The 24,950-nt window shown below is 52.9% G+C and carries 25 protein-coding genes; 14 read left to right on the top strand and 11 right to left on the bottom strand.

What is annotated here, in order from left to right; translation table 11 throughout:
• Positions 1-6: 6 nt before the first annotated feature.
• Both FMM01_RS06075 and FMM01_RS06070 read right to left on the bottom strand, forming a co-directional pair.
• Positions 7-939: a DUF368 domain-containing protein gene (locus FMM01_RS06075; protein WP_150391916.1), complete on the bottom strand. Its 933-nt coding sequence runs from the start codon at positions 937-939 to the stop codon at positions 7-9.
• 68 nt (positions 940-1,007) lie between these two features.
• Complete coding sequence (locus FMM01_RS06070; protein ID WP_150391915.1) at positions 1,008-1,883, bottom strand: mechanosensitive ion channel family protein; 876 nt, start codon at positions 1,881-1,883, stop codon at positions 1,008-1,010.
• A gap of 124 nt (positions 1,884-2,007) precedes the next feature.
• Between FMM01_RS06070 and FMM01_RS06065 the strand changes: the two genes are divergently transcribed.
• Both FMM01_RS06065 and FMM01_RS06060 read left to right on the top strand, forming a co-directional pair.
• Positions 2,008-2,409 (top strand): DUF948 domain-containing protein, encoded by a 402-nt coding sequence (locus FMM01_RS06065; RefSeq protein WP_063515761.1) that lies wholly within the window; start codon positions 2,008-2,010, stop codon positions 2,407-2,409.
• A gap of 31 nt (positions 2,410-2,440) precedes the next feature.
• Positions 2,441-3,013, top strand: coding sequence for a YtxH domain-containing protein (locus FMM01_RS06060; protein ID WP_146995359.1), 573 nt, complete (start codon positions 2,441-2,443; stop codon positions 3,011-3,013).
• 282 nt (positions 3,014-3,295) lie between these two features.
• Here FMM01_RS06060 and FMM01_RS06050 read toward each other — a convergent pair whose 3' ends face one another.
• Complete coding sequence (locus FMM01_RS06050) at positions 3,296-4,402, bottom strand: M24 family metallopeptidase (protein ID WP_027828169.1); 1,107 nt, start codon at positions 4,400-4,402, stop codon at positions 3,296-3,298.
• Positions 4,403-4,603: 201 nt separating this feature from the next.
• Between FMM01_RS06050 and ccpA the strand changes: the two genes are divergently transcribed.
• The 9 genes from ccpA (at position 4,604) to nagA (ending at position 12,327) form a co-directional block, all read left to right on the top strand.
• The gene (gene ccpA / locus FMM01_RS06045) at positions 4,604-5,608 is read left to right on the top strand and encodes a catabolite control protein A (RefSeq protein WP_150391913.1); all 1,005 of its coding nucleotides are present in this window, start codon (positions 4,604-4,606) and stop codon (positions 5,606-5,608) included.
• Positions 5,609-5,631: 23 nt separating this feature from the next.
• Entirely contained in the window at positions 5,632-6,099 is a 468-nt protein-coding gene (locus tag FMM01_RS06040; RefSeq protein WP_150391912.1) for a hypothetical protein, read from the top strand.
• A 234-nt stretch (positions 6,100-6,333) separates the two neighbouring features.
• The gene (locus tag FMM01_RS06035; RefSeq protein ID WP_051225213.1) at positions 6,334-7,089 is read left to right on the top strand and encodes a GntR family transcriptional regulator; all 756 of its coding nucleotides are present in this window, start codon (positions 6,334-6,336) and stop codon (positions 7,087-7,089) included.
• A gap of 16 nt (positions 7,090-7,105) precedes the next feature.
• Entirely contained in the window at positions 7,106-7,534 is a 429-nt protein-coding gene (gene agaF / locus FMM01_RS06030; RefSeq protein WP_162921608.1) for a PTS galactosamine/N-acetylgalactosamine transporter subunit IIA, read from the top strand.
• Between the two features lie 27 nt (positions 7,535-7,561).
• Complete coding sequence (locus tag FMM01_RS06025; RefSeq protein WP_150391911.1) at positions 7,562-8,737, top strand: SIS domain-containing protein; 1,176 nt, start codon at positions 7,562-7,564, stop codon at positions 8,735-8,737.
• Between the two features lie 24 nt (positions 8,738-8,761).
• Positions 8,762-9,250 (top strand): PTS N-acetylgalactosamine transporter subunit IIB, encoded by a 489-nt coding sequence (gene agaV, locus FMM01_RS06020; protein WP_146995365.1) that lies wholly within the window; start codon positions 8,762-8,764, stop codon positions 9,248-9,250.
• A gap of 157 nt (positions 9,251-9,407) precedes the next feature.
• Positions 9,408-10,229, top strand: coding sequence for a PTS sugar transporter subunit IIC (locus FMM01_RS06015; protein ID WP_027828163.1), 822 nt, complete (start codon positions 9,408-9,410; stop codon positions 10,227-10,229).
• Positions 10,219-11,106, top strand: a complete 888-nt coding sequence (locus tag FMM01_RS06010; RefSeq protein ID WP_035440059.1) for a PTS system mannose/fructose/sorbose family transporter subunit IID — start codon at positions 10,219-10,221, stop codon at positions 11,104-11,106. Before FMM01_RS06015 ends, FMM01_RS06010 begins: the two co-directional genes overlap by 11 nt.
• Before the next feature lie 60 nt (positions 11,107-11,166).
• Positions 11,167-12,327 carry an N-acetylglucosamine-6-phosphate deacetylase gene (gene nagA / locus FMM01_RS06005; RefSeq protein WP_150391910.1) on the top strand — a complete coding sequence of 387 codons (1,161 nt, stop codon included), beginning with the start codon at positions 11,167-11,169 and terminating at the stop codon, positions 12,325-12,327.
• Between the two features lie 264 nt (positions 12,328-12,591).
• On the opposite strand, the gene tnpC is transcribed toward nagA, so the two are convergent.
• The 7 genes from tnpC to FMM01_RS05970 form a co-directional block, all read right to left on the bottom strand.
• A complete protein-coding gene (tnpC, locus tag FMM01_RS06000; protein ID WP_150391513.1) occupies positions 12,592-14,148 on the bottom strand; it encodes an IS66 family transposase in 1,557 nt (518 codons plus the stop codon).
• Between the two features lie 100 nt (positions 14,149-14,248).
• On the bottom strand, positions 14,249-14,608 hold the full coding sequence (gene tnpB, locus FMM01_RS05995; RefSeq protein WP_057824131.1) for an IS66 family insertion sequence element accessory protein TnpB: 360 nt from the start codon (positions 14,606-14,608) through the stop codon (positions 14,249-14,251).
• Positions 14,583-14,777: a hypothetical protein gene (locus FMM01_RS05990; RefSeq protein WP_150391512.1), complete on the bottom strand. Its 195-nt coding sequence runs from the start codon at positions 14,775-14,777 to the stop codon at positions 14,583-14,585. Before FMM01_RS05990 ends, tnpB begins: the two co-directional genes overlap by 26 nt.
• Before the next feature lie 230 nt (positions 14,778-15,007).
• A complete protein-coding gene (locus tag FMM01_RS05985; RefSeq protein ID WP_190973468.1) occupies positions 15,008-17,938 on the bottom strand; it encodes a transglycosylase domain-containing protein in 2,931 nt (976 codons plus the stop codon).
• A 127-nt stretch (positions 17,939-18,065) separates the two neighbouring features.
• Positions 18,066-19,484 carry a dipeptidase PepV gene (gene pepV, locus FMM01_RS05980; protein WP_150391908.1) on the bottom strand — a complete coding sequence of 473 codons (1,419 nt, stop codon included), beginning with the start codon at positions 19,482-19,484 and terminating at the stop codon, positions 18,066-18,068.
• Between the two features lie 31 nt (positions 19,485-19,515).
• Positions 19,516-19,863: an ArsR/SmtB family transcription factor gene (locus FMM01_RS05975; protein ID WP_121499962.1), complete on the bottom strand. Its 348-nt coding sequence runs from the start codon at positions 19,861-19,863 to the stop codon at positions 19,516-19,518.
• An 11-nt stretch (positions 19,864-19,874) separates the two neighbouring features.
• The gene (locus FMM01_RS05970; protein WP_051225414.1) at positions 19,875-21,296 is read right to left on the bottom strand and encodes a glycerophosphodiester phosphodiesterase; all 1,422 of its coding nucleotides are present in this window, start codon (positions 21,294-21,296) and stop codon (positions 19,875-19,877) included.
• A gap of 95 nt (positions 21,297-21,391) precedes the next feature.
• Between FMM01_RS05970 and FMM01_RS05965 the strand changes: the two genes are divergently transcribed.
• Genes FMM01_RS05965 through FMM01_RS05955 form a run of 3 tightly spaced genes read left to right on the top strand, consistent with a single transcriptional unit; the run spans position 21,392 to position 22,967 of the window.
• The gene (locus FMM01_RS05965; protein WP_150391907.1) at positions 21,392-22,072 is read left to right on the top strand and encodes a hypothetical protein; all 681 of its coding nucleotides are present in this window, start codon (positions 21,392-21,394) and stop codon (positions 22,070-22,072) included.
• The gene (locus FMM01_RS05960; RefSeq protein WP_190973467.1) at positions 22,072-22,626 is read left to right on the top strand and encodes a GNAT family N-acetyltransferase; all 555 of its coding nucleotides are present in this window, start codon (positions 22,072-22,074) and stop codon (positions 22,624-22,626) included. The genes FMM01_RS05965 and FMM01_RS05960 overlap by 1 nt, the downstream gene beginning before the upstream one ends.
• A 29-nt stretch (positions 22,627-22,655) precedes the next feature.
• Complete coding sequence (locus FMM01_RS05955; RefSeq protein ID WP_027829199.1) at positions 22,656-22,967, top strand: hypothetical protein; 312 nt, start codon at positions 22,656-22,658, stop codon at positions 22,965-22,967.
• 2 nt (positions 22,968-22,969) lie between these two features.
• Here FMM01_RS05955 and FMM01_RS05950 read toward each other — a convergent pair whose 3' ends face one another.
• On the bottom strand, positions 22,970-24,898 hold the full coding sequence (locus FMM01_RS05950) for an ABC transporter ATP-binding protein (RefSeq protein WP_063516322.1): 1,929 nt from the start codon (positions 24,896-24,898) through the stop codon (positions 22,970-22,972).
• Positions 24,899-24,950 lie beyond the last annotated feature (52 nt).

Genomic DNA, 24,950 nt, shown 5'->3' with positions numbered 1-24,950 from the left:
GCGAGTTTATAAAGCGCGGACTTCTTCTTCCACGACTTTCTCCTCCGGTTTGTCGAAGAATAGAGCGGAAATCACACCCAATACCGTCAGGACGACGGCGCCGATGACTTGGATGGTCAGTTGGCTGGCGGCCATGGTGGCGAATGGGGGGAGGACGCCGGTTTGGAGGAGGATGGCGATGGCGGCGATGACGACGCCCAGGACGGCGTAGTAGACCTGGGCGGGGAAGTGTTTGAGCAGCCATTCCATCAGTTTGGCAATCAGGATGAGACCGACGACGGCACCGATCATGAAGGGCAGCAGCACCAGGAGGCTCGTGCCGATCATCCCCCAGGCCCGGCCGTTGCCCCGGAGGAGCAGGGCCGCGGCATCAGTGAGCTGACTGACGGCGTAGTAGACGGTGCCGTACTGGTTGATCACCATCAGCATGACGGACCCGGAGATCCCGGGAATGGCCATCAAGGATACGGAGAAGAGCCCAGCAAACAGCAGCAGGCCGGCATCGGCCATGCTGGTCACTTGCCGAATCGCCACGCTGGTCGTACTGGTGGTGTCACCCAATTGGGCCAGCAGCCAGATAATGATAAAGCCGCCGACACTCAGCAGCAAGTAAAGGGGATTGAACCGGATCTGACGCATTTTCTTCAGGACAAAGGGAATCACGCCCAAGACCAAACCCGTGAAGAAGGCGTAAGCCAAAATGGGGAAGGCCTCGGTTAAGTAGAGGACCAGTTTGGTGGAGGCGAGAATACCCAGCACGACGCCCACGGCCACTGGTCCGAGGAACCGGGAATGGCGGCGGATGTCGCTGCGGAAATGGTTGACGCTATTCAGCAACGGTTCATAAATTCCTACCACGACGGCAAAGATGGATCCAGAGAGGCCAGGAACGACAAGGGCAATGCCGATGAGGAAGCCTTTGATCATATTCATGAGCATAAAATATCATGTTCTCCTTTAAACAAGCGTTGTATATCCATCATAGCAGAGCCTTGTGCAAACTGATACTAAGATTTGGTTAGGTTCAGCGTGCTGGTGGGCAGATCAATGCCCGCTTCGTGAATGGCTTGCAGGTAAGCAGACAGAAACGCATTTTGCACCGTGACCTGGGCCCCGTTTTTGACCTTCATCTGGACTTGCAGGGCTAAGTCCCCCTTGCCCAAGTCGGTGATACCCAAATCGTGGGGACCGTCGGTGATATCCGGATAATTCGGTACCAGTTTTTTATTCACCGCGGCGATGATGTCCTGAACTTGGTCAATGGGGGTCGCTGGAAAGACATGGACACTGATCAAAACCCGCATATCGCCCCGAGATTTATTCGCCACGATGGAAATATTCCGGTTCGGAATGAAGTTCAACGTGCCGTCGAAGCTGGTGACTTGGGTGGTCCGAATGCCGATGGCGGTCACGGTGCCAGTGATTTCGCCAATTTGAACGACATCGCCAACATCGAATTGTCTTTCTAATAGGATGAAGAACCCGGTGACGACATCACTGACGAAGCCTTGAGCCCCCAGCCCTAACGCCAGGGAAATCACCCCAGCACCAGCGATCAGTGTACCGACTGGAACGCCGAGCGCTGACAGAATCGCATAGAAATATAAAAACCATAGGGCATAATTCGTGCCATTGGTGACTAAGGTATCCATAGTGGCGACGCGGGCCACTGCATACTTGCCCTTCTGTCTATACCGGCGAAAGAGATGGTGCAATGCCACTCGCGCCACTTTCCGCAGAATAATGAAGAGGATGGTGTAAAACAGGATGGTCAGGGTTTTTTGAGCGAGTACCGCCAGAACATTTTGCCAGCGAAATTTGGCTAAAAAGGCCTCCCAAGTGTCTAAGGTGTCACTCGTCCCACTGTTTGCGGCTAAAAACACATGGCCGCCCCCTTTCAAAAAGTCTGCTATTAGTTTACCACGAGCGCCGTTATTAATTGAAGGCGCCCTCTATTGATGGTATTCTGGAATGAGTAAGTTAGTTAGCGAACGGATGGTGAATGATATGTCAGGTGGTGAAATTGCAGCGTTGATTGCGGCCATTGCTTTTCTTCTCTTGGTCGTGTTCCTGATCTCAACGCTGCTGAAGGTCAATAAGGCATTGGCCAGTGTTAACGAAACGGTGGCCCAAACGACTAAGACGCTGGATGTGGTCACCGGCGACGTGGACGTCTTGACCCAACAGGTGGAGGCGCTGCTCGTGAAGTCCAACACCTTGCTGGATGACGTGAATGGTAAGGTGGCCGACACAGATCCTTTGTTCAAGGCCATTGGTGAGCTGGGAGAAACGGTTTCAGATCTGAATTCCAGCTCCCGGCACTTGGTGGCTAGTGTCAAACGCGGCGGCAAGCGTACCGCAGAGGTCGGTATAGCCGGCAGAGCGATGCGGTTGTTCCGGCGTAAATAATCATCGATAATTTAGGAAGGAAGTTAGCGTTATGGCGAAAAAAGGGCATTTCTTAATTGGTTTCGTGATTGGCGGGGCAGTGGCATTCGCTGCCGCGACGTTGCTGGCTCCGAAGACTGGTGCACAGTTGACTGATAAGTTGAAGAAAAAGAGTGCAGGCGGCAAAGATCGGGCGATGGATTATTATCGTTATGCTACCGATTTGGGCGATTCCCTGCGGGATCAAGCGGGTGACAAGATCGAAGATTTGAAAGCGACCTTGGCTGATCTTACCGGCAGCATCAATGCCAAGCACGAAGAGGCCATGAAGCCGGACCGGGACGCTTTTGATGCCGCCACCGATGCATTAGGCGATGACTTAGGACAGGCGGAAGACAACGCCGACGATGAAGACTTTGATGATATTGTCATCGACGGCAAGTCAGCCTTCGAAGCGGCCAAGGAAAGTGCCGACGCGGATCAATCCCAGACCGCGACTGATACGAATCCGCAAGCCGTTGATCCGGCCCCAGCGGCTGAACCCGCCCAACCCGCGGCTCCAGCCAGCGCCGTCCAGACTCCCGAAACGCCGCAGGCACCAACAGATTCAGCCGACCAACAATAATTAAGTGAGTCCAAACAAAAAACAGTCCCCATGGGGCTGCTTTTTGTTTGGAGCTGGGATGGAACTAAAAAGTATAAGGCGTGCTAGTGCCAATGCGTAGCAAGCGGAGGCGGATGGGGCTCAGCCATGGAAACCACACGGCGGCTTTGCCGCCGATGTGGTTAGGCGATTTTGAGACTGCGCAGCAGGCTCAAAACGCCGTCATGGCGTTCCAGCCCCATCCGCCGCAGCTTGCGGAGCATTGGCACGGCGTACAAAGAGCGGACCTTGACCCGATTTCAGTTAGCTGCGTACCGGAATCACTTGCAGCTGCTTATCCGTATGGGTAAACGGTACACCGCCAGTCTCAGTAACGTGGACACAATCTTCGATCCGCACGCCAGCGACTCCTGGAATATAGATTCCTGGTTCAATGGAGAAGCACATGCCGGGTTGCAGGACCATCTCATTGCCCGCCATGATCGATGGGAATTCATGGGTGGAGGTCCCAATACCGTGACCCAAGCGGTGGATGAAATACTCCCCATAACCGGCCTTAGTGATAATATCTCGGGCAATCTTATCCAGCTCTGCCGCGGTCAAGCCCGGTTTCACTGCATCCATGGCAGTTAATTGCGCTTCCAAGCAGACGTCAAAGATTTCTTTCTGCTTGGCTGTCGGTTCGCCATAGGCTACCGTGCGGCTGGCATCGCTCATGTATCCCTGGTGATTGGTGCCTAGGTCGAACAGCACCAGTTCGTTGGGTGCGACCTGGGCAGCGGTTGGTTCACCGTGGGGGTCAGCAGCGTTGACACCCGCCTGGACGATGGTGTCGAAGCTCATGTGCATCACACCCTGCTTCATCATCGCATAGTTGATTTCGGCCACCACGCCTTGTTCTGTAATACCGGTGCGCAGCGCGTCGAAGCCGACCCGGAAGCATTCATCCGCTTCACGGCCGGCGGCTTCCATGAGCGCAATTTCTGCCGGCGACTTGATCAGCTTGAGCTGTTCAATGAACCGGGAGGCATCAGCGGGGAAGACCGCGTCTGGAAATTCGCGCTGGATAGCTTCATATCGACCGAAGGGCAGCACGTCCTTCTCAATCGCCCAAGCGTGATTTGTCCGGCTGCGTTCTTTAATATGGGCAGCAATCAGGGCAAACGGATCTTCCTGGTCCAGATACCCGTAAACATCCCCAGTCCAGCCTGCTTTCTTGACTGCTTCCACGGACAGTGCTGGCGTAAACAGGAATGGTGCAGCATCTGGAAAGACGAACAATGCCAAAACCCTTTCCTCCGGTTCACTGTAAAAACCCGTGAAATAGTTGATATCCGTAGGGTCGCTGATGTAGGCGGCATCCACGTGCTGCTCAGTGATCCAGTGCTGAAGTTGCTCTAAGTGACTCATACCCGACACTTCCTTTGTTAGATTAATGCCAGTATAGCATAGGGCCTGGTGGGCCGGGTTGGGGCGGTTACAGAAAATGAGCAGTAAATGAATCGGAGAGATTTCATGAAAATTTCAATAAAACGCTTGCATTTGCCGCCAGCGTCTGGTATTGTTTTACTGTTGAATTGAAAACGAATCTTAAATGTGAGGTAAATGTGTATGGATAAACAGACTATTACAATTTATGATGTCGCACGGGAAGCTAACGTCTCCATGGCGACTGTTTCCCGGGTCGTCAATGGCAACCCCAATGTCAAGCCCGCCACGCGCCAGAAGGTTTTGAAGGTCATCGAGAGACTAGATTATCGGCCTAACGCTGTGGCTCGTGGATTAGCGAGCAAGAAGACCACCACGGTCGGCGTTGTGATCCCCGATATCACGAACATTTACTTCTCCACCTTGGCCCGCGGGATCGATGACGTGGCGACGATGTACAAGTACAACATCATTTTGGCTAACTCTGATGAGAACAGTCAGAAAGAAGTCAGCACGTTGGATAACTTGTTTGCCAAGCAGGTGGATGGTCTGATCTACATGGGCCATAACATTTCCGACGCGGTGCGGGCAGAATTCAGCCGGGCCAAGACGCCCATCGTGCTGGCCGGCTCGGTTGATCCTGACGAGCAGGTCGCTAGTGTCAATATCGATTACAAAGCGGCGGTGAAAGATGCCGTGGCACTGCTCTTGCAAAAGGGCGCGAAGAAAGTTGCGTTTATCTCCAGCGCGATGAATGAACCGATCAACGGCGAGTATCGCTTGGCTGGCTACAATGAAGCATTAGCGGAGGCCAAGATTCCCTATGATGGCAATCTGGTCTTCGAAACGGATTATAATTTCCGCGCGGGTGCCGCATTGTGGGATAAGTTGCAGGCCGTTGGCGCCGACGCCGCCTATGTCGCTGATGACGAGTTATCCGTCGGTGTGCTGGATGGTGCCTTGGATCACGGCGTGAAAGTGCCGGATGATTTCCAAATCATCACCAGCAACAACACCTTCCTGACCGAGATCACCCGGCCGCAATTGAGCTCCATTTCCCAACCACTGTACGATATCGGTGCTGTGGCCATGCGTTTGCTGACCAAGATGATGAACAAGGAAGCTGTGACGGACAAGACCGTGCTGCTGCCGTTCACCATTGCCGAACGCAACTCAACCAAGAAGTAGAGCAGTAGAAGGGAGCTTTCCCCATGTGGCTATGGTCAGTGATCATTGGGGTGATTCTCTTTGTCGTCCTCTTGATCTTTGAGTTCATTTACTTGAGCAATCACTTCAAGGCTAAACGGGCCAAGCAGGACATGGCCAAACACCGTTTTGACCATGCGTGGCTGGGCCGCAGCGGAACTGGGTACATTGGGGTCGCCGGCCAGGAATTGGTTGTTTATAAGACCCCCCAGCGCCAAACCAAGTTTGCCTTGGGCAAACTTTTTGTGTTTACCCAAAAGACGCGGGTGGATTTCAACACCACCTATGGACCGTTGACGGCCCAGCAGCAGTTGTGGGGCGTGATCCTCACGAAAGCAGACTTTGCTGACTTCACCCACTGGCTGACCGACCATGGGATCCTGGTCACCCCGCTGACGAAGCTGATGGCGGATGTTCAGGCCGTGATTCGCGAAAAGGGTACCAGTACCCGGGATCAAGGATCAGTCAAATAAGTGTTCGCCTGAATTGTCAGGATTATTCACATGGCAGATACCAAGCAATTGGCATCTGCCATTTTTGTGTTCGAGGCCGATTTAATAACATTGTAAGCCCTTATCCCGAAAACAAATTTAGACAGCGGATTCATATATATTAGTCTTTTATTGTTAATTACTTGACAAAAACAGACTGGTAAATTTACAATGACAATGTGGTTGGTACCAGTGAACCAGTGAGGTGATAGGCGCATGGCTAAGTATGAACAACCACTGCACGAGCAGCTCGTCGATCTCTTGCGCGAGAAAATTACCCACGGATTGCAGCCCCATGATCGGCTGCCGTCGGAGCGGGAACTCAGTAAGCAGTATCAAGTCAGTCGCAACACAGTTCGGATGGCGTTGGATGAGTTGGAAATGATGGGGTATATTTACCGCCAGCACGGCCGCGGTACGTTTGTCGCTAACCGGTTGGCCAATCCCACCGACTTAACCACGACGTACAGTTTTTCGGATCAGATGCGGGCCATGGGGCGAGTGCCCCATACCGATATTGTGTATCTGAAATTAATGGAAGCACCCAAGTTTTTGGTTGAAAAAATGCATGTGCCATTGGGTGCACCAGTGTACAAGCTGAAACGGATCCGTTGGGCAGATGACGTGGCGATGATGGTTGAACGAACATTCCTGCCAGCCGCAGTTTTTCCCCAACTGACCACTGCCCGGTTGACCAACCACTCGTTGTATCACTTGATGCAAACGGATTACAATGTGGCGATTCAGCGGGCAAACGAGGCGTTTTACGCTGGTATTATCAGCGCTAAGGATGCGCATCGATTGGGTGTGCCCAGTGGTTCGCCGGGACTCAACGTTCAGCGGACCACGTATGATACCCAGGATCGGGTGGTGGAATACACCTTAAGCGTGTCCCGGGGCGATCAGTTCGTTTATCAAGTGCATCATGTGAATCCCGGGATTGCCGTTCGGCACCCGGCGATCAATGACTAACAGAATGGGGTGTTCAGTGTTGATTGGTATTATTATTACCGGCCACGGTCACTTTGCCAGCGGTATTGTCAGTACGATCAAGCTGCTCAGCGGCAGCCAACAGAAATTGACGGCCGTTGATTTTACCGAGGGCATGACCGCAGAAGAATTACAGACACACTTAACCAAAGCAGTCAAGGATTTAGGCGATGTGTCCGGGGTCGCGTTCTTTACCGACATTCCCGGCGGCACACCGTTTAATCAGGCGGTTTTGTATCACACACAGCACAAGGAAACGACCGTCATGGCTGGTACCAATGTGTCCATGGTCATGGAAGTTTTGTTCCAGCGGGAGCTGTCCGTCGGCCAATTCACCACGGTGGCACTTCAAGCCGGCAAGGCCGGAGTTGTGGCCTATAAGAGTCGGCCGCGGCAGGCGGCAGCAGACGATGAAGACGGTATTTAGCTTTTTAAAAGAGGAGATTAATGGACTATGTTTGAGAAATCCACAGCAGAATTAACGAAGATGGGTGCCCAGATTACCACGAAGGAAATCAAGCAGCAGCCTGATTTGTGGGAAGAGGCATGGTCGAATTACGAGACAATGACGCCGGAAATCAAGGCGTACCTGGATCGGATCAAAGCCGAAAATCCAACGGGTGTGCGGGTGATTTTCACTGGCGCTGGCACTTCGGCTTACGTTGGCGACACGATCACCCCGTATTTGAACCGGACCGGTGATCGGGCCCACTTCCAATTTCAAGCAATTGCCACGACAGATTTAGTTTCTGCCCCGTATGACTACTTCGAAGCGGATATGCCTACTGTGCTGGTGAGCTTCGCCCGGTCTGGAAATTCCCCGGAGAGTGTCAAGACCGTCGAATTAGCTGAGCAGCTGGTCAAGACGCTGTATCAAATTACGATCACGTGTGCACCGGAGGGCCATTTAGCGCAACGGGCTGAGGGCGAGAAAAACAACCTGGTGCTGCTCCAGCCAGCTGGTGCTAACGATCAAGGTTTTGCCATGACCGGCAGCTTCAGCTGCATGGCTCTCACCGCCGTACTGGTCTTTGATACTCACAGCAGCGAGGCCGAAAAAGGCCAATATGTCAAGACGATCGCGGCCATGGGCCGAGAAGTCGTGGCTCGGGAGAGCAAACTGCAAAGCTATGTGGACGAAGACTTTGACCGAATCACCTACTTGGGGTCCGGCAGTCTGGGCGGTTTGACCCGGGAAGCACAGCTCAAGATTTTGGAGCTGACGGCGGGCAAGATCGCCACTGTCTTTGATACATCCATGGGCTTCCGCCATGGTCCCAAGAGTTTCGTCAACGACCGTTCGCTGGTCTTCGATTTTCTGAGCAACAACACCTATACCCGGGATTACGATATTGATGTGTTGGAGGAAATCAACGGGGACCATATCGCGAAGCGGGTCGTCGGTATTGGGACTGATCACGGCCGCCAGTTCAGCGGCGAAAACTTCTTCTTCGCCAAGGGCACCCCAAATCTGCCGGAAGCCTATCAAGCGCTGCCGGACGTCATGGCCGCGCAAACGATTGCTCTGCTGAGTTCCATTAAGGTCGGCAATACACCGGACACACCGTCTCCCACCGGTACGGTGAATCGGGTCGTCAAAGGCGTTATTCTGCATGATTATCACGCATAGCATTTAATCTAGGAGGTCTTTTCTATGGCAACACCCAATATTCTTGTAACCCGGATCGACAACCGCTTGGTTCATGGTCAAGTCGGAATGACTTGGGTCAACACCATCGGCGCCAACCTGGTCGTCGTCGCCAATGATGATGTCGCGAAGGACGACGTCCAGCAGAACCTGATGACGATGGTGGTGCCGGATACGGTGGGGATGCGTTTCTTCAGTATCGACAAGACCATCAAAGTCATTGGCCATGCGGCCCCGAGTCAAAAAATCTTACTCGTTGTTCGTACCCCCCAAGATGCGCTGCGGCTCATCAAAGGCGGGGTTCCCATTAAGAAGCTGAACATCGGCAATTTGCACTTTGCGGAAGGGAAGAAACAGCTGTCACCGACGATTTCCGTTACGGAAGACGATATTGCAACATTTAAGGAGCTGCACGATCTGGGCATTGAGCTCTCCGTGCAGGGCATTCCGAACGAGAAAGAAACGGATATGATGGATTTGCTTGCAAAGGCGTAAAACACTGGTGTGAAGTGATTACCGCCGCGGCGGAACTTGGTTTGGGGAGTCTTCTTGGAATCCCCGCCGCGGCGCTGCCATGATCACGTCGGAGCCGGATTATTTCAGTAGTGGGGCCGGCTCTGGCAGACTCTCTCAATAGAGGAGGAAGAAAAGTATGCATGACGTCACAATTTGGCAGGCGTTGTTAGTTGGTTTATGGGCGGGGATCGCCGCTATCGACCAATTCAACGGCCTGACGCATATTCACCGGCCCATCGTGACCGGTGCCGTCATCGGTATTATTTTAGGGCAGCCGACCACCGGGATCATTACCGGTGGTACCCTGGAACTGGTTTGGGCTGGCATGGTGCCTCTGGCTGGGGCGCAACCGCCTAACGTCGTTATCGGCGGGGTCATCGGGACGCTGTTCGCCATTCTGTCTGGGTTAAGTCCCACGACAGCCGTCGGCGTGGCTGTACCGTTCTCCGTCGCAGTGCAAGCGCTGATCACCTTGCTGTTCACCGGGATGGCGCCTGTGGCCCATGCCATGGATGTGGCCGGGTTGAACGGCGACACGAAGCGGTTGGATTGGATGGCCTGGATCGAACCGGCAATCCTGTTTGTTGGGTTCTTCATTATGGGCTTCCTGCCGGCATTGTTCGGTCAAAACGTGATTACGCCAGTAGTCAAGTCAATTCCGCGCTGGATTCTCGGCGGGTTCCAAGCCGCCGGCGGTATTATGCCCGCCGTTGGGTTTGGGATGCTGCTGAAGATCATGTGGAAGATCGAGTATGCACCGTTCTTTGTGGCTGGTTTCATTGCCGCGGCGTATCTGCACATGGAGATTTTACCGATCGCGCTGCTGGCTGCGGCCTTCGCGGCTTACGACTACTTCGCTAATCAGAACCGCAAGAGTTCTGGTGGCGGTGGCGGTCAGACAGTACCGGCTGGGCCCACCACTGACGATGATGAGGAGGATTACAGCAATGGCATCTGAAGAAAAAACATTTAAGGATGTAGAACAGACCCAGATTCCTGATACCTACCAAGACCCCACGGTCCGCAAGGTTATCACGGAAAAGGATCTGCACAAGATGGTATGGCGTTCTCTGATGCTCCAGTCATCCTTCAACTATGAACGGATGCAGGGCGGCGGCTGGACGTACAGCTTGATTCCTGGGTTGAAGAAGATCCATACCAACCAGAAGGACCTGGGCTACTCGTTACTGGATAACCTGCAATTCTACAACACCCACCCCTTCTTGGTGACCTTCATTCAAGGGATCATCATCGCCATGGAAGAAAACAAGGAAAACCGGTCCACCATCCGGGGCATCAAGGTCGCCTTGATGGGTCCTCTGGGCGGTATCGGGGATGCCCTGTTCTGGTTGACGCTGCTGCCGATCACCGGTGGTATTGGCGTATCGCTGTCTGAACAAGGCAACATCTTCGGCCCTATCCTGTTCTTGATTCTGTTCAACGCAGTCCACTTTTTCCTGCTGTTCTGGCTGATGGATTATGGGTACAATACTGGGACTCGGGCCATCGCCACAATGCGGGAGAAGACCCAGGAAATCTCTCGTGCAGCAACTATGATCGGATTGGCTGTAGTCGGCGGGTTAACCGCTAGCTATGTCAAGTTCGCCTTCACTGGGACGAACAATGTTGTTGCCATCGGGAAGATGAAGATGAACATCCAGACCGGGATCATCGACAAGATCATGCCGGCCTTGATGCCAGTGGCTTACGTCTTCTTCTGCTACTGGATGCTGAAGAAAGGGCGTTCACCGCTGACGCTGATTGGTATTACCTTGCTGATTGGATTAGTTGGTGCCGCCGTCGGTCTGTTCGCATGGCCGGCAGTGATCAAGTAATTAGGTATTTGCGGCGGCAGCCCCGCCGCAGTACATACATTTTCGAGGAGGAATCATTCGATGAGTTATTACATTCACGCGGCAAAGTTTTTCTTACCGTCAAACGCTGAAAACGGCGGCTATTTGGAAGTCACCGACGAGGGTAATTTTGGCCAGTATTTTCCAGAAAACCAGAAACCGACCGGTAAGATCGTCGAAAAGGCCGGGCAATGGATCGCCCCGGGACTGGTTGACACTCACATTCATGGTCTTTTAGGCCACGATGTAATGGACAACAACTGGGCCGGCATTCAGGACATGAGTCAAGGTTTATTGAAAGCCGGGGTGACGAGCTGGCTGCCTACGACGCTGACGGGATCCTTTGACCAATTAAACGCGGTATGTGAGACCATCGGAAACCACGCTGGGGAAGAGAAGGGTGCCAAGATTCAAGGCATCTACTTTGAAGGCCCGTTCTTCACGGTGAAACATAAAGGGGCCCAGAATCCGAAGTACTTCACGGATCCGAGCTACAATAAGTACGAAAAATGGCAATCTTCCGCTAAGGGATTGCTGAAGAAGATTGCCATTGCACCGGAACGGGACGGTGCCGTGGAATTTACCCGCCGGGTCAGCCAAGATGGCACCGTGGTCGCCTTAGGTCACAGCGACGCGACCTTTGAACAGGCACAAGCCTGTGTCGAAGCTGGCGCCACCGTCTTCACCCATACCTTCAACGGTATGAGCGGATTGAACCACCGGGCACCCGGCATGGTCGGGGCGGCGATGTTCTTGCAGCGGGTCGATGATGAACTGATCTGCGACGGCCACCACATTCGGCCGGAAGTGGCTAATATTTTGATTCGGGAAAAGGGGCCGGAACATGTCGCCCTGATCACCGACTGCATGCGCGCTGGCATGATGCCCGATGGCGACTATGTCTTAGGCGAGTTCCCCGTTTACGTCAGGGACGGCATGGCGCGCTTAAAGGACGGCGACAGTTTAGCTGGTTCCATTCTGAAGCTGAATGAAGCCATCAAGAACGTCGTTGACTGGAACTGCGTGACCCCCCAAGACGCCGTCTTGATGGGCAGCTACGTCCCGGCGAAGTCCAGCGGCATCGCCGACCAATGCAGTCAGATCCTCCCAGGCCGCGCCGCCGACTACATCGTGTTGAACGATGACATGTCGTTAGCTGAGACGTATCTGGATGGTCAGGAACGGTATAACGCCGCTGAGTAACTGGTTCGGGTAATATAAAGAGCGATTCGTACTTCGATTTTGGAAGCGCGAATCGCTCTTTGTTTGAAGCTTAGAACCGGTATTTTTTCATTTTCATTTTTCATTGTTGGGGTATCTAGTGCCAATGCGTAGCAAGCGGAGGTTGAGGGGGCTCAGCGCCGTCACCACTAGCTACGCCTTGTAAGAGGTCGTTAAACGGGCGTATATGAAAAAGTGGCGCAACCCTCTAACATAAGGATTGCGCCACTGCTGTACTCGAATTATTTATTCGTGGCAGATCTCCTGCACTTTCGGTGACCAGGGTAAATAGTCCTGTAGGACCGTCAAGTCCCCGGGCACCGGCAAATTAGGTAATGCCGCAAACAAATAGTTCAAGTATTGACGAAGGTCGAGGTGATTTATCTCTGCAGTTTTGAGCACACTTAATAAGATGCCCGTCGCTACGGCGCCGCGTTTGCTCTGTGAGAAGAGCCAATTTTTGCGGCCCATCACCAGCTCTTTGACGGCTCGTTCGGCCCGGTTATTGGATAACTCCAACCGGCCGTCTTGGAGAACCGCCCGTAATCCTACTTCATGGCCCAGTGCGTATTCAACTGCGCGACCAAGTTTGGATTTCGGTAAGTAACTGTCACCCAATTCAAACAACCATTTGAAGAAGGCATCCATCTGCGGCTGGAGGTGTTCTTTACGCTGCGCAAGTCGCTCAGTTGCGGGCAGGCCACGCCATCCCTGTTCCAAGTGGAACATCTCATTACAGTATTGCCGACCAATGGGTGCCAATCCGGTATCACCACCGGTAACCGCTTCGTCGAACTTCCGCCGGACGTGCGCCCAGCAATAAACATTGGTCAGATCCGGCAACCGGGGATACACAGCATAGCCATCGGTCTGCAGGTATTTCGTATATCCCTTAAGGAAGCGCTCAGCTTCGCCGTACCCGCGGGTGTCGCCGTGGTCATACAGGATAATTTGATGCTCCGCAAACTTGCCTGAGGTGTAAACCCAGTAATAGGTCTTGGCCTTCTTGATGGCGAGCACCCGGTAGGGCGTCTCATCGGCGTGAATGATATCCTGGGCCAGCAGTTCTTGATGCATCAAATTGTAGAGCGGCCGCAGATATTCTTCGGCTGCCTTGATAGGCCAACCAGACAGGGCTTGCCGGGTAAAATCTGCGCCACGATTATGCCAGAGCTTTTCTTGCCGGTAATCCGGCACTTTATAGATAAATTTGGTCAAGATTGATTCGGTCACGACCGCATTTGAAGCCATACTGTGGGAGATCACGGGCTTCGGTACGTCTGCTTTCTTGGTGATTACCTTACCGTGGTCTTGTAAACACTGCTCGTTAGTGCAGACGTAAGTGTGCTGGTAAACAGTGGTGGCCAACAACTTAACGGGGACAAAGTCGACCTCTTTACGTACGGCTGTCCGCCCAATATCGGCCATCATCTTCCCACATCCTGGGCAAATCTGATCTTCAGTGTCTAAAGTATAGTCGCGAGTGTTTTGTGGTAATTGACTCAGGTCCATCGATTTTCGGTGAACCACTTTCTTAGGGCGTTTCTTGACTGGCTCGTCTTCGCCACTCGCCTTGGCGACCGCTGCTTGTTCTTCCTGGGTGAGCACGTGTTCGTTGAAGAGGTTGGTTTGCCCATCTGGCAAATTTTGGCTGGATTCGCGGCGACGACCATAGAGAACACGTTTCAATACGGCCAGCTGCTCCTGCATCTGTTGGTTTTCGTGGAGTAAATTTTGGACGATAGTCCGTAATTGCTCGGGGGTGGCATCTGCGAGTGCAATGCTATTTTTTGGGTCGACCAATGTGTGGCCCTCCTGAATTATTGATTATTGGATTATATCATTTATAGATCATAAAAAGGAAGAGGTAATACCAAATTTCATTTGGCATCCTCTTCCACATTTAATTGGTATATCCGACCCTGCGGTCATGAATGGTACGCCTCTCAATAATACTTAGACCAGTGATCAATCGTTTTAACTGGTAATGGCTTAGTCGTTGTACGTCGGACCGGTTGCGGGGCCATTGCAGGTGGCCGTTCTCGAACCGCTTGTAATAGAGGACGAAGCCGCTGCGATCCCAGTAAAGGGCCTTGAACCGGTCCCGCTGACTGCCGCAAAATAGGAATAGTGAGTGGTCGTACGGGACTTCGTTCTCACCATAGAGTTCCCGCAGTGAGGCAGCTAAACCGTCAATTCCTTTGCGGAGGTCAGTCTTGCCACAGATGATGTAGATGTTAAGTTCTTGGATATTGGGGAACATTACCAGTCAACTCCTGTAAGACGATGTGCCGAGTGCTCCGATCAGCACCATTATAAAAAATCACTTCGGCATCTTTGAGCTTGATTCGAGCAGCTATCTGGGGCTTCCCACCAGTGCTGGGTGTCCGATCTGTCATTTGAACCGGCACAATATCTTTAATTTGAACCATAAAAAGCCTCCTTGTGCACTTGATGACTCAAGCATACAAGGAGGCTACGGCGCGAACCATATACCCGTTTAACGACCGCTTACTACGCCTTCGGCTTCGCACTTGTTGCGCGTCGCCAGCCCCCTCAGCCGGAGCTTGCGGAGCATTGGCACGGCAGGAGAAGGGTATCTCGTTTCCGGCCCGCACAAAAAGAGCAGCGTCATCATTGAGATACGCTGCTCTTTCTTCACTTACTGTCCAGCATTACCCTGACCCTGGCCGCCGGTCTGCCCAGTGTTTCCACCAGTCGTCCCGCCGCCCTGGCCCGTATTGCCCTCATTTTGACCCGTATTGGTGCCACCCTGGCCCGTGTTCTCACCCTGACTGGTATTCGTACCGCCTTGACCGGTACCACCCTGACCAGTACCTTGATCCGGATTGGTCGTTGTCCCGCTGCCGGTATTGCCCTGGCCGGTCTGACCGGTTTGTCCGCTCTGACCCGTATTTTCACCCTGACCAGCATTCGTCCCGGCCTGACCAGTATTGGCGCCGGTGCCTTGGCCCGTGCTGCCCTGCCAGGCGCTGCCCGCATTACTGCTGGTTTCGCTCCCGCTTTCATCCGTGGCGTCGTAATCGCTGACGTCGCCGACTTTGTCATTGGGATCGCGGATCGTTTTACCTGTGTACTTCGTGACTGTGCCATAACCGTTCTTTGCCCCGAAGAAGTTTGCCCAGAAGAGATTGTAATTTTTAGTGGTCCCGCCGATACCGAATTCAAAGCGGGTACTGCTTGGGGTAAAGTCGTTGAATAGGCTGGTCGTACGGGTACCGGTGACGTCAGTAGATTTACCTTTATAGGTAATCGTGCCTGCTGGCAGGCCAGTTTTCTCCAACACACTGATTGATTTAACGGTGTCTGGCCGAGAGAAGGTCTTGTTCAACTGGAAGGCCTCGGGATCAACCTTGTAAACCTCATTGGCCACCCGGGCCCAGAGTGCCTGGTTGATATTCGTGCCGGCATCCGTCAGATTGTAAGCATGTCCCCAGAAGTTGTCATAACCAATCCAAGAAGCCATGGTGATGCCCGGTGTGGAACCGACGAACCACACATCTTTATTATCATTGGACGTCCCGGTTTTCCCGTAGAGCGAATCGGTGTCGAAGTTCAACTGATAACTGAGTGATGCGGCTGTGCCTTCCGTGATCACGTTCCGCAGCATGTCACGCATAATGTAAGCCGTTGCCGCGGAGAAGGGCTGCGTTTTTTCACTCTTATGCTGATAAATGACCTCGCCAGAAGGGGCTACGATTTTATCAATCACATAAGAATCAGTGTATTGGCCTTGGTTAGCAAAAGTCGAAAACGCACTGGCTTCTTGTTGAACACTGATCCCGTTATCGGTTCCGCCTAGGGCAATGCCGAGCCGGGAAAGTTCCGTGCTGCTCAAGGAAATGCCCATCTTGTCCATGTATGTCTTCGGATTGGTCTTCGTCCGCAGTTCCTTATACAGATTCACCGCCGGAATGTTGTAGGACTTGGCCAAAGCTTCCTTGGCGCTGATGAACCGGTTCTGGATCGTGGAACCATAGTCGGAAGGGGAATAGCCGTTATAATTGACCTCGAAGTCCGCAATTTGCGACTCGGTACCGATCAGCTTTTGATCCACTGCCGGTCCGTAGACCAGATAGGGCTTGATCGACGACCCCGGCGACCGGTATGTGTAAAACGCGTGGTTGCTTTGGTTCTGATCATAATCCCGGCCGCCAATGAAGCCGAGGACAGCGCCGGTTTGGTTGTTCAGCAGGATCATCCCATTTTGGACGGGTTCAGTGACTGTTTCTTCTTTACCAGTCTCTTGGTTCAGTACGGTATAGGTATGAGTCGTGCCCAAATAATCACCGTAGGATTGAATGGCATTCTGCATTGCTCCGTAAACTGACTTGTTGATCGTGGAGTGGATCTGATAGTTCTTGGTCGTCAGCAGGGTCAAGGCCCGTTGCCGGTATTCACCGTACAGTGCCTTGTTGGCCCGAACTTTCGTCCAGTTTTGATGGTCGCTCTTCGCCAAGTATTCGGCTAAATAGTAAGTGGCCTGATCAGAAAGCAGATCATACATATAGCCGAGCTTCTCATCTGTCCGTTCTGAAGTGCCCTGGGGGAGCAGTTCTTTTTTCAGATCCTCTTTGCGGGCCGTTTGATATTGCTGCTCAGTGAGCACGCCCGCCCGATACATCCGGAAAAGAACAGTGTTTTTACGGTCAAACCCATCACTTAAGTTTTTGCGCAGCGCCCCAGTTTGCGTATAGGGTGTGTAAATTGACGGACTCTGGGGCATTCCGGCAATGTAAGCCGCTTGAGCGATACTCAAATTATTCGCATGCTTGCCAAACAAGCCCATGGCTGCTTCTTCAACGCCGGCAATATTTTCGCCTTTGTTATTACGCCCAAAGGTGGCCGCGTTCAAATAAGCTTGTAAAATTTGATCCTTACTGAAGAATTTGTCGATTCGGGTGGCCAGTAATATCTCGCTGGCCTTCCGCTTGAAGGTCGTTTCTGAGGAAAGCAGCTGCATTTTGACCAGCTGCTGGGTCAGAGTCGACCCCCCGGTTTGACCGCCGATGCCGGTGATATCACCGGCAGCTGCCCGAATCAAAGCCTTCGGGACCACACCGGAATGGACATAAAAGTTCTCGTCTTCGGTCGCCACGATGGCCTTTTTCAGCCAGGGGGAAATCTCGCTGGACTTAACCGGCGTTCGGCGCAGGTCTGTATTGAAGTTCATCATCTTCACGTTGTTCGCGTAGTAGAGCAGTGAAGATTGTTCAGTCGTATTGATTTGCTTGGCCAACGCTGTCTGGGTCGGCACTTTGACGGTCTGCACGAGCGCGCCAAAGTAACCCAGGCCAATGCCCAAAGCCAGACCCGCTGCTACCACGAGCACTGCGATTACCCGGAGCAGAACCAGGCGCAGCGTAGCCATGACCACATTAAACCAAAAAGAAATGGTCTTCCAGGCCATCGCCCAGCGTGCTGACGTATGGGTGCGCAACCACGCGGCAAAGGGGGTATCGCGGCCGTCCACGACGGTCTCCTCAGCTGCCTGCCGGGTTTGCTGCCAAGTGTTAAACCGGCGACTCATACCGGAGCGTAGTTGGTCCCACCACTGTCGAATTCGATTCAAAAAATTGCACCACCTTAAAAAGTTACACGACAGCATTATACCGTAACCGTTTGGACAAGAAAAACACAACCACGTTACAAACGCGTTAAGACGCGCTTCAACTGCACGTGGTTGTGTCCAAAAATAACTATTGGGCTAGGCGATAAATGGCATCTGCATAAATGGCCGTCGCCAACCATAATTCAGCTAAGGGCATGTACTCATTCGCCTGATGCATGACGCTCTCGGTATCGGGGAGCTCCGCCCCGAAAGCCACGCCCCGGGGAATGATGCGGCCATAGGTGCCGCCGCCGATAATTTGTTCATGTCCCGGCTGACCGGTATGGTCGGTATAGACCTGTAACAATGTCTGGACCAGCGGGTCGTCGCCGCTGACATAATGGGGTACTTCTGGATCGCCGACAATCGTGCTGGTGACGACATCAGCCCCAATCGTATCGACAATCTGCTGATTCATCCGCTTGTCCGTGGTGCCCTGGGGATAGCGTACATTAACGGTGACCATTGCTTCCTGTTTGGCCGCGTCGAATAAAAACAAATCGGCACTGGCACTCAGGTCGCCCATCAATGTGTCATGGTGCGCGATGCCCAGCTTGGTCCCATCGAAATCGTTGGCCAGGTAATCGGCAATGACTTTGACATAAGCGGCCCCCCGGCCGGCCAAGGGTTGGCTGTTTAAGAATTGGGCCAAGTAGACCGCCGCATTGATGCCTTGATCGGGAGTCGAGGCGTGGGCGACTTTACCGGTTACGGTCAGCGTAAGCTGGTTATCGCCGGTGCCAGTAATGGTCCCGTCGACCGGGTGTGAGGCAAGGAAAGAATCGAAATGCTGCTGCAATTCACCTGGATTGGCGCCGCTGACGACAGCTTGGGCGCGGCCAGGAACCATATTCGTGCGCAGACCGGCTTGGAAGGATGCCAGCGTATAGTCGCCGTGTTGGGGCGTCTTAGGCGGCAGCACAGTAATAGTGAAGTCTGCGATCCCTTTTTCACCATTAATGATGGGGAATTCAGCGTCGGGAGAGAAACCGAAGTCTGGTGCCGGTTCAGTTTCCATATACCGGTGAATACCGACCCATTCGCTTTCTTCGTCGGTACCAAAGATGTAGTGAATCTGTTTGTGCACCGGCAGGCCGAGTTCTTTGACGATTTTCAAACCGTAATACGCTGCAATGGCCGGTCCTTTATCGTCCGCGGTGCCTCGGGCGTAGATGCGGCCGTCTTTGATCACGGGTTGATACGGATCAGTAGCCCAGTCATCCCCAGCGGGGACGACGTCCAGATGGCCAAAGATGCCGAGAATCTCATTGCCGCTGCCGTAAGCGATGCGGCCGGCGACGTTATCCACATTTTTTGTCGTGAAACCGTCCCGTCGGCCAATCGTCAGCATCGCATCTAATGCTTTGGCCGGACCTGGACCCAGCGGCTTATCCGGTGTTTTATGGGCGGTGTCCCGCTCTGATTTAATCTTCAATAAAGTTTGCAAGTCGGCCAGAATAGCGTCTTGGCGCTTCGTAACCTCTGCTTGCCAATCAATTTTTGACATAGACTGCACTCCTCACATAATTGAATATAAATTAGTTTTTTTCAGACGCATGGGCCAGGATCTGGGAGAAAATCGTGATGACGTGGTCATCGGCCAAAGAATAATACACTTCTTTGCCCTCTTTTCGGCTTTTAACCAGCTTAGCCTGTTTAAGTAAACGTAATTGATGAGAAACAGAGGACTGGGACATCTCCAAAATATCCGCGATGTCGTAAACCCGCAATTCAGATTCATAGAGGGCAAAAAGGATCTTGGCCCGGGTCCCATCGGAAAACATTTTGAGCATCCCGGTCATGGCCGCAATCGTGTCCTCCGCTGGGAGCTTATCCTTGACTTCAGCGACAAGCCCAATGTGATCAATTTGACTTGGATCTTCCATAGACATCACAGTCACTCCTTTTTCGCCGTATTCCTGGCGGCGAGGTAAGTTAAATATTGGGGATTCCACGCGGCTAAGCGGCTCGCGGAGCTGGCGGGTTTCGCCGGCTTGATCATCTGACTGCCGGGGACCAGCGCGTTCAGATCCAACAGGGCAATGCGATCTTTTGCCGGTTCCTGGAAAAACGTATCCAGCGGTCCGGCCAGTTGAGTGGGGGCGGCCGCCGGCAGATGCAGCAGCAGTTTTGCTGTATTCACCCAACCAGCCGCTGTTTTCACCCATGTGCTGCTGTTGACGACTTTAATGGCTTGGATTCGGTATTGCTTGTGCGGCTGCAAAGTACCGGTTACTGCCTGCGGATGGGTGGGCGACGTGTATGCGGAACTTGCGGCGACCGTGGCACGCAATTGGACCCGGGCACCAACATAGGGGACCAGGGTCGGACAGAGCGTCTCAGGATTCACGTAATCGGCATCAACGAATGTATTCGCGCCGATTTGGTAATAGGCGCGGCCTTCCATGGCCACGTATTGGCTGGCGTGGTAAGCCACACCAGGCTTCGCCAGTGTTTGATTTTGCACCCGCAGGTAGGGATTCTCATAGGTTGTGAGCGGTTTGTCGCTGACCACTGCCACGTCTTGATCCGTGCTGCGCACACTGGACTTGCCCTTGAGGACCTGATACTCATGGCCGACTTCCGGGTAGTTGGTGACGACGCCATCAATGGGCAGGTTGACGACGGAATTCCATTGCTGCTGTTTCTCTGTCATTTCATCCCAGACAAAGACTTTCTGGCCGATGTAGTGGAGCTGTTTGACCAGATCTGGGGTAGTGATCTCAGACGAAATATTGACGCCTGTGGTTACGGTAAACCGTTCAAAATTTAACCGGCCCAATGATCCGGCAATGAAAATCCGGGGAATGCTGGGCATCAGCTTTTTCATTTCTTCTAGGCTTTCGAATGAAAAGCTGTGGACCATCACCCGATTTTCCATATGGTATTGCTTGATCAAAGCGACCAGCAGCGCCTCCATGTTTTTCGGATTGCCTTTAGCCGTCTTTTTGGTTTCTACCAGAAACTTGGCGTTAGGGTTGTTTTGGTAATGGGCAAACACTTCCCCTAAACTATGAATTGGTTCACCATTGGCTTGATGCAGTTTTTGCAAAGCGGCGAATGGCTGCTGCGAGACAATGGCGTGGGTATTGGTGACCCGGTAAAGATCCCGGTCATGACTGACGACCAGCACGTTGTCTTGACTGACATGGACATCCAATTCGACGTAATTGGCGCCGTGATTGAAGGCTGAGTCAAAACTTTGGAAGGTTTCTTCCGGGGCATTCAAGGGATCGCCTCGGTGGCCGACCACTAAAAAACCAGCGCTGATCAGGTAAATCCCCAATAACAGCGCAGCGATGGACATTTTTTTGACCATCCCGCTGTCTCCTTTCTTCGCGAATTGCTGTCATTTAGTGTATCATAAATTGACGAATAGGGCGGAACAGCGCGCCTAGAATGGAGTTGAAGGCATTGAATTACGATACATGGGTGTTCGCGGAAAGATTTGTCAACACCTGGCTGCCGGCGGGTCTGGTGGGCGGTCTGCTGCTGTTTACCGGCGGCCTGCTGGCGTATTTCCACAAGGGGCGGGCCCGCCCGTGGGGCATCGGTGCCGCCATTTTGGGTCTGCTTACCGTGGGGGTATCCTTTATTTTTCTCTACCAGCCGTCAACCCAGGCTTATATGAAAGATTTTGGCCACGTGACGCCCCGCGCCCGAGTGGAAGATCCGACATTTTTTGGCTATCAGGCCACCAGCGGCGCATTGACCGGCATTTATGCGATGGTCCGCAACGACGATGATATGCGCCAACTGCCCATGTACAGCCGGCATGCGGTGAGCCAGAAGGTGCGCTATGCAGGGGATGCCGATGGCAGTTATTATTTCTATATCGGCGACATTTATTCACCCATCAACTATATTGGCCCGGTAGAAAAACGTAATGTGGCGGCGCCGTATTTGCGGGGGTATCGGTATACGCTGAAGGATGATCAGTACAAGACGATTGGCTTTATTAATCCGGTTAATGCCACGACCATGGCTTTGGTAATTCCGAATTCATTGAAACACCGCCCGCCGACGAATGACGTACTGCAAAATGCTAAGCGGTTAGCCAAACTCGACACGGGTTGGACAACGGAGGAAAAATGATGGATGTTTTTGACCCATTGCCGGACCAGTGGCACAGCGTGGATCAGCAACTGATGTTTGCACTCACTGTGCCGGTCGAAGCTGATTTGTTTTATCCTCAATGGCGGGACCCGGCCGTGGCGCATCAATTGGGCATGACCCCGCCGGCCAATGTGAACGATGTGCGGACCATGTTGGCGTACTATATCGGCAATGCCCAGACTGGCAGTGCTGCCCGGTATACGGTGCGGCACGGGCAGACCGTGATCGGCATTTGCGGCTTCAACGATATTGACCGGGCAGATTCCCGGGTTGAAATTGGCTACGAGATCTTGCCAGCCTATCAGCATCGCGGGTGGGGCAGTGCGCTGGTGGCAGCGATGGTTGATCAAGCTTGGCAGTACCTGGATTTGAACCGTGTCGGGGCGGGCGTGCTGCCGGCCAACACGGCTTCTTTAGCGGTCCTGCGGCATAATGGATTCACAACGGAGGGTACGCTGCGTCAGTTTACCCGCATCGGCGATACCGTGTATGATCTCGTCATGTGCAGCAAAGTGCGTGCACTGGATAAGTAGAAAGCAGGGATAATGTGCCAGATAAAGCAATGACCCGTTACCAAACCCTGGATCTGATTGAACAGATCACCCGGTTGGACGGGTCTCAGTATTTTGAAGTGAGTGATATGTTCATGAATGGCCGTGCGGAACTGGCCGCTATTCGCGGGATGATCAAAGAAGTGCGCATCGTCCAGTTGAATATCGCCCATACCAAGGCCGTGCAAGCCTATGAGAAATATATCAACGAGACGTACGAAATGCCGCCGGAAAACTTTACCAAATGGGTGGAGTGGGATAAACCGGCCGGGCCGATCCACGATGCCTACGAGGAAATTCTCAAGACCAACCACGTGGGCTGAGATTACGCGTTGTCATCCAGGGCAGTCAGCTTTTCTGCCCACTCATTTTCCGCGTGGTGCCGTTTAGTCTCCAATGCAGTGAGCTGTGCTTGCAGCTCCTGCATTTTTTTGTAGTCTTGCAAGACATCCGGGGCGGCCATGGCCTCTTGTACCTCGGTTTCCTGGTGGCTGAGATGGTCGATTTCTTTTTCCAGCTGGGCAACTTCTCGCTCCAGCCGTCGTTGTTCCCGTTGCGCCGCTTTGGTTTCTTCGAAGGATTGCTGCGTTTCGCTCTTGTCCGGGGCGGTCGGCTGATCCGTTTGTTGGGCGTTCTCCGCTGCCAAAGCATCTTCCTCCGCTTTTTTGGCCAGGTAATAGTCGTAATTACCGAGATAATGAGTCGATCCCGCGGGGGTGATGACATAAGTGTGGTTAGCCAATGCGTTAATGAAATACCGGTCATGGGAAACAAACAGAATCGTGCCGGCGAAGTCTTGCAAGGCATTTTCCAACACTTCTTTGGATTCAATATCCAAGTGGTTGGTCGGCTCATCCAGGATCAGGAAATTGTCGTGGTCCAGCGCCAATTTGACCAAGCTGAGCCGGGCTTTTTCGCCCCCGGAAAGATCAGCGACATATTTCAATACATCATCACCCCGAAAGAGAAAACTGCCCAGAATTGAGCGTACATCTTTTTCCGGCATGGTGGGGTGGTCGTCCCAGACCTCATTCAAGACGGTCTTCTCGGCATGCAGAATCATTTGCTCCTGATCGTAGTAGCCAACCGTCACACCGGTACCGAAGAGCACCTCGCCCTTCAGAAAGGGAATTTTTCCTAGAATACTTTTGAGCAGGGTGGACTTGCCGACACCGTTGGCCCCGATAATGCCCACTCGGTCGCCCTTGTCCACATTGACATTGATCGGGCCAGCCATGGGGTGGGCGGCGTCATAGCCCACTGTGGCGTCCTTGACGCGGAGGACGTCATTGCCGCTGGTCCGGTCCGGGGTAAATTGGAAATGGATCGTTTTCTCTTCACCCACAGGTTTGGGCAGCCGCACCATTTTTTCTAATTTTTTTCGCCGCGACTGGGCCATTTTGGTCGTGGAGGCTCGGACGATGTTCTTTTGAATGTAGTCTTCCAACTTGGCAATCTCTGCCTGCTGGTGCTCATAGGCCTTCCAGGCCTGTTCCGACCGGGCTTCCCGTTCGACTAAGTATTTGGAATAGTTGCCGGTGTAGGTGGTGGTTCCGTCAGCGCGTAATTCGACGATTTGGGTAGTCAGTTTATCCAGGAAATACTGATCATGAGAGACCAGAAGCAGCGCGCCGGGATAGTTGCGCAAATATCCTTCCAGCCAAGTTAAGGTATCAATATCCAGATGGTTGGTCGGCTCGTCCAGAATCAACAGCTGACGCTTTTCCAGCAATAGTTTAGCTAGCGCCAACCGGGATTTTTCGCCCCCCGAAAGAGTGGCGATGGGCTTGTCCCAAACGTCGCTGCCGAATTTGAAGCCGGTCAAGACCGAGCGGATTTCAGCTTCGTAACCGTAGCCATTCTTCTCAGTAAACGTGTGGCTCAACTGATCGTAAGCGGACAACAAGTCATGGTTGGTCGGATCAGCACCCATTTGATGTTCTAATGAATGGATTTGCGCCGCCATTTTTTGCAGGTCGCTGAACACCGTCAGCATTTCGGCATAAATCGTTCGGTTCGTATCGAGGCCGGAATCCTGCGCCAGATACCCCCAAGTCAAGTCATTGGCGAAGCTGATCTGCCCGCCGTCAGCGGCTTCGTCGCCGATGATTGTCTTGATTAAAGTGGACTTGCCGACACCATTGGGCCCGACTAAGCCGATTCGGTCGTGATCTTGAACGATCAAGTTGGCGTTGGTAAACACCGGTACGGCGTTAAATTCTTTAGTAATATGCTGCGCTTGTAAAAGGATCACGAGTTAAAAACACCTTTCTAAGTAACGTTCATTTTTAATTTGCGAGAACGGT

It is taken from the genome of Schleiferilactobacillus harbinensis, from assembly GCF_008694105.1.
Taxonomy (GTDB): domain Bacteria; phylum Bacillota; class Bacilli; order Lactobacillales; family Lactobacillaceae; genus Schleiferilactobacillus; species Schleiferilactobacillus harbinensis.
This window is presented reverse-complemented; position numbering and strand designations above follow the sequence as displayed.

Bases quoted from the DNA above. Each gene is read 5' to 3' on its own strand.
- FMM01_RS06060 (WP_146995359.1), top strand. From the start codon at position 2,441: ATGGCGAAAAAAGGGCATTTCTTAATTGGTTTCGTGATTGGCGGGGCA.
- FMM01_RS06050 (WP_027828169.1), bottom strand. From the start codon at position 4,402: ATGAGTCACTTAGAGCAACTTCAGCACTGGATCACTGAGCAGCACGTG.
- FMM01_RS05975 (WP_121499962.1), bottom strand. From the start codon at position 19,863: ATGGAAGATCCAAGTCAAATTGATCACATTGGGCTTGTCGCTGAAGTC.
- FMM01_RS05955 (WP_027829199.1), top strand. From the start codon at position 22,656: ATGACCCGTTACCAAACCCTGGATCTGATTGAACAGATCACCCGGTTG.
- FMM01_RS05990 (WP_150391512.1), bottom strand. From the start codon at position 14,777: ATGGTTCAAATTAAAGATATTGTGCCGGTTCAAATGACAGATCGGACA.
- FMM01_RS05960 (WP_190973467.1), top strand. From the start codon at position 22,072: ATGGATGTTTTTGACCCATTGCCGGACCAGTGGCACAGCGTGGATCAG.
- FMM01_RS06010 (WP_035440059.1), top strand. From the start codon at position 10,219: ATGGCATCTGAAGAAAAAACATTTAAGGATGTAGAACAGACCCAGATT.
- FMM01_RS06065 (WP_063515761.1), top strand. From the start codon at position 2,008: ATGTCAGGTGGTGAAATTGCAGCGTTGATTGCGGCCATTGCTTTTCTT.
- pepV (WP_150391908.1), bottom strand. From the start codon at position 19,484: ATGTCAAAAATTGATTGGCAAGCAGAGGTTACGAAGCGCCAAGACGCT.
- FMM01_RS05970 (WP_051225414.1), bottom strand. From the start codon at position 21,296: ATGGTCAAAAAAATGTCCATCGCTGCGCTGTTATTGGGGATTTACCTG.
- FMM01_RS06035 (WP_051225213.1), top strand. From the start codon at position 6,334: ATGGCTAAGTATGAACAACCACTGCACGAGCAGCTCGTCGATCTCTTG.
- FMM01_RS06015 (WP_027828163.1), top strand. From the start codon at position 9,408: ATGCATGACGTCACAATTTGGCAGGCGTTGTTAGTTGGTTTATGGGCG.
- FMM01_RS06025 (WP_150391911.1), top strand. From the start codon at position 7,562: ATGTTTGAGAAATCCACAGCAGAATTAACGAAGATGGGTGCCCAGATT.
- FMM01_RS06075 (WP_150391916.1), bottom strand. From the start codon at position 939: ATGCTCATGAATATGATCAAAGGCTTCCTCATCGGCATTGCCCTTGTC.
- nagA (WP_150391910.1), top strand. From the start codon at position 11,167: ATGAGTTATTACATTCACGCGGCAAAGTTTTTCTTACCGTCAAACGCT.
- tnpB (WP_057824131.1), bottom strand. From the start codon at position 14,608: ATGTTCCCCAATATCCAAGAACTTAACATCTACATCATCTGTGGCAAG.
- agaV (WP_146995365.1), top strand. From the start codon at position 8,762: ATGGCAACACCCAATATTCTTGTAACCCGGATCGACAACCGCTTGGTT.
- FMM01_RS06040 (WP_150391912.1), top strand. From the start codon at position 5,632: ATGTGGCTATGGTCAGTGATCATTGGGGTGATTCTCTTTGTCGTCCTC.
- ccpA (WP_150391913.1), top strand. From the start codon at position 4,604: ATGGATAAACAGACTATTACAATTTATGATGTCGCACGGGAAGCTAAC.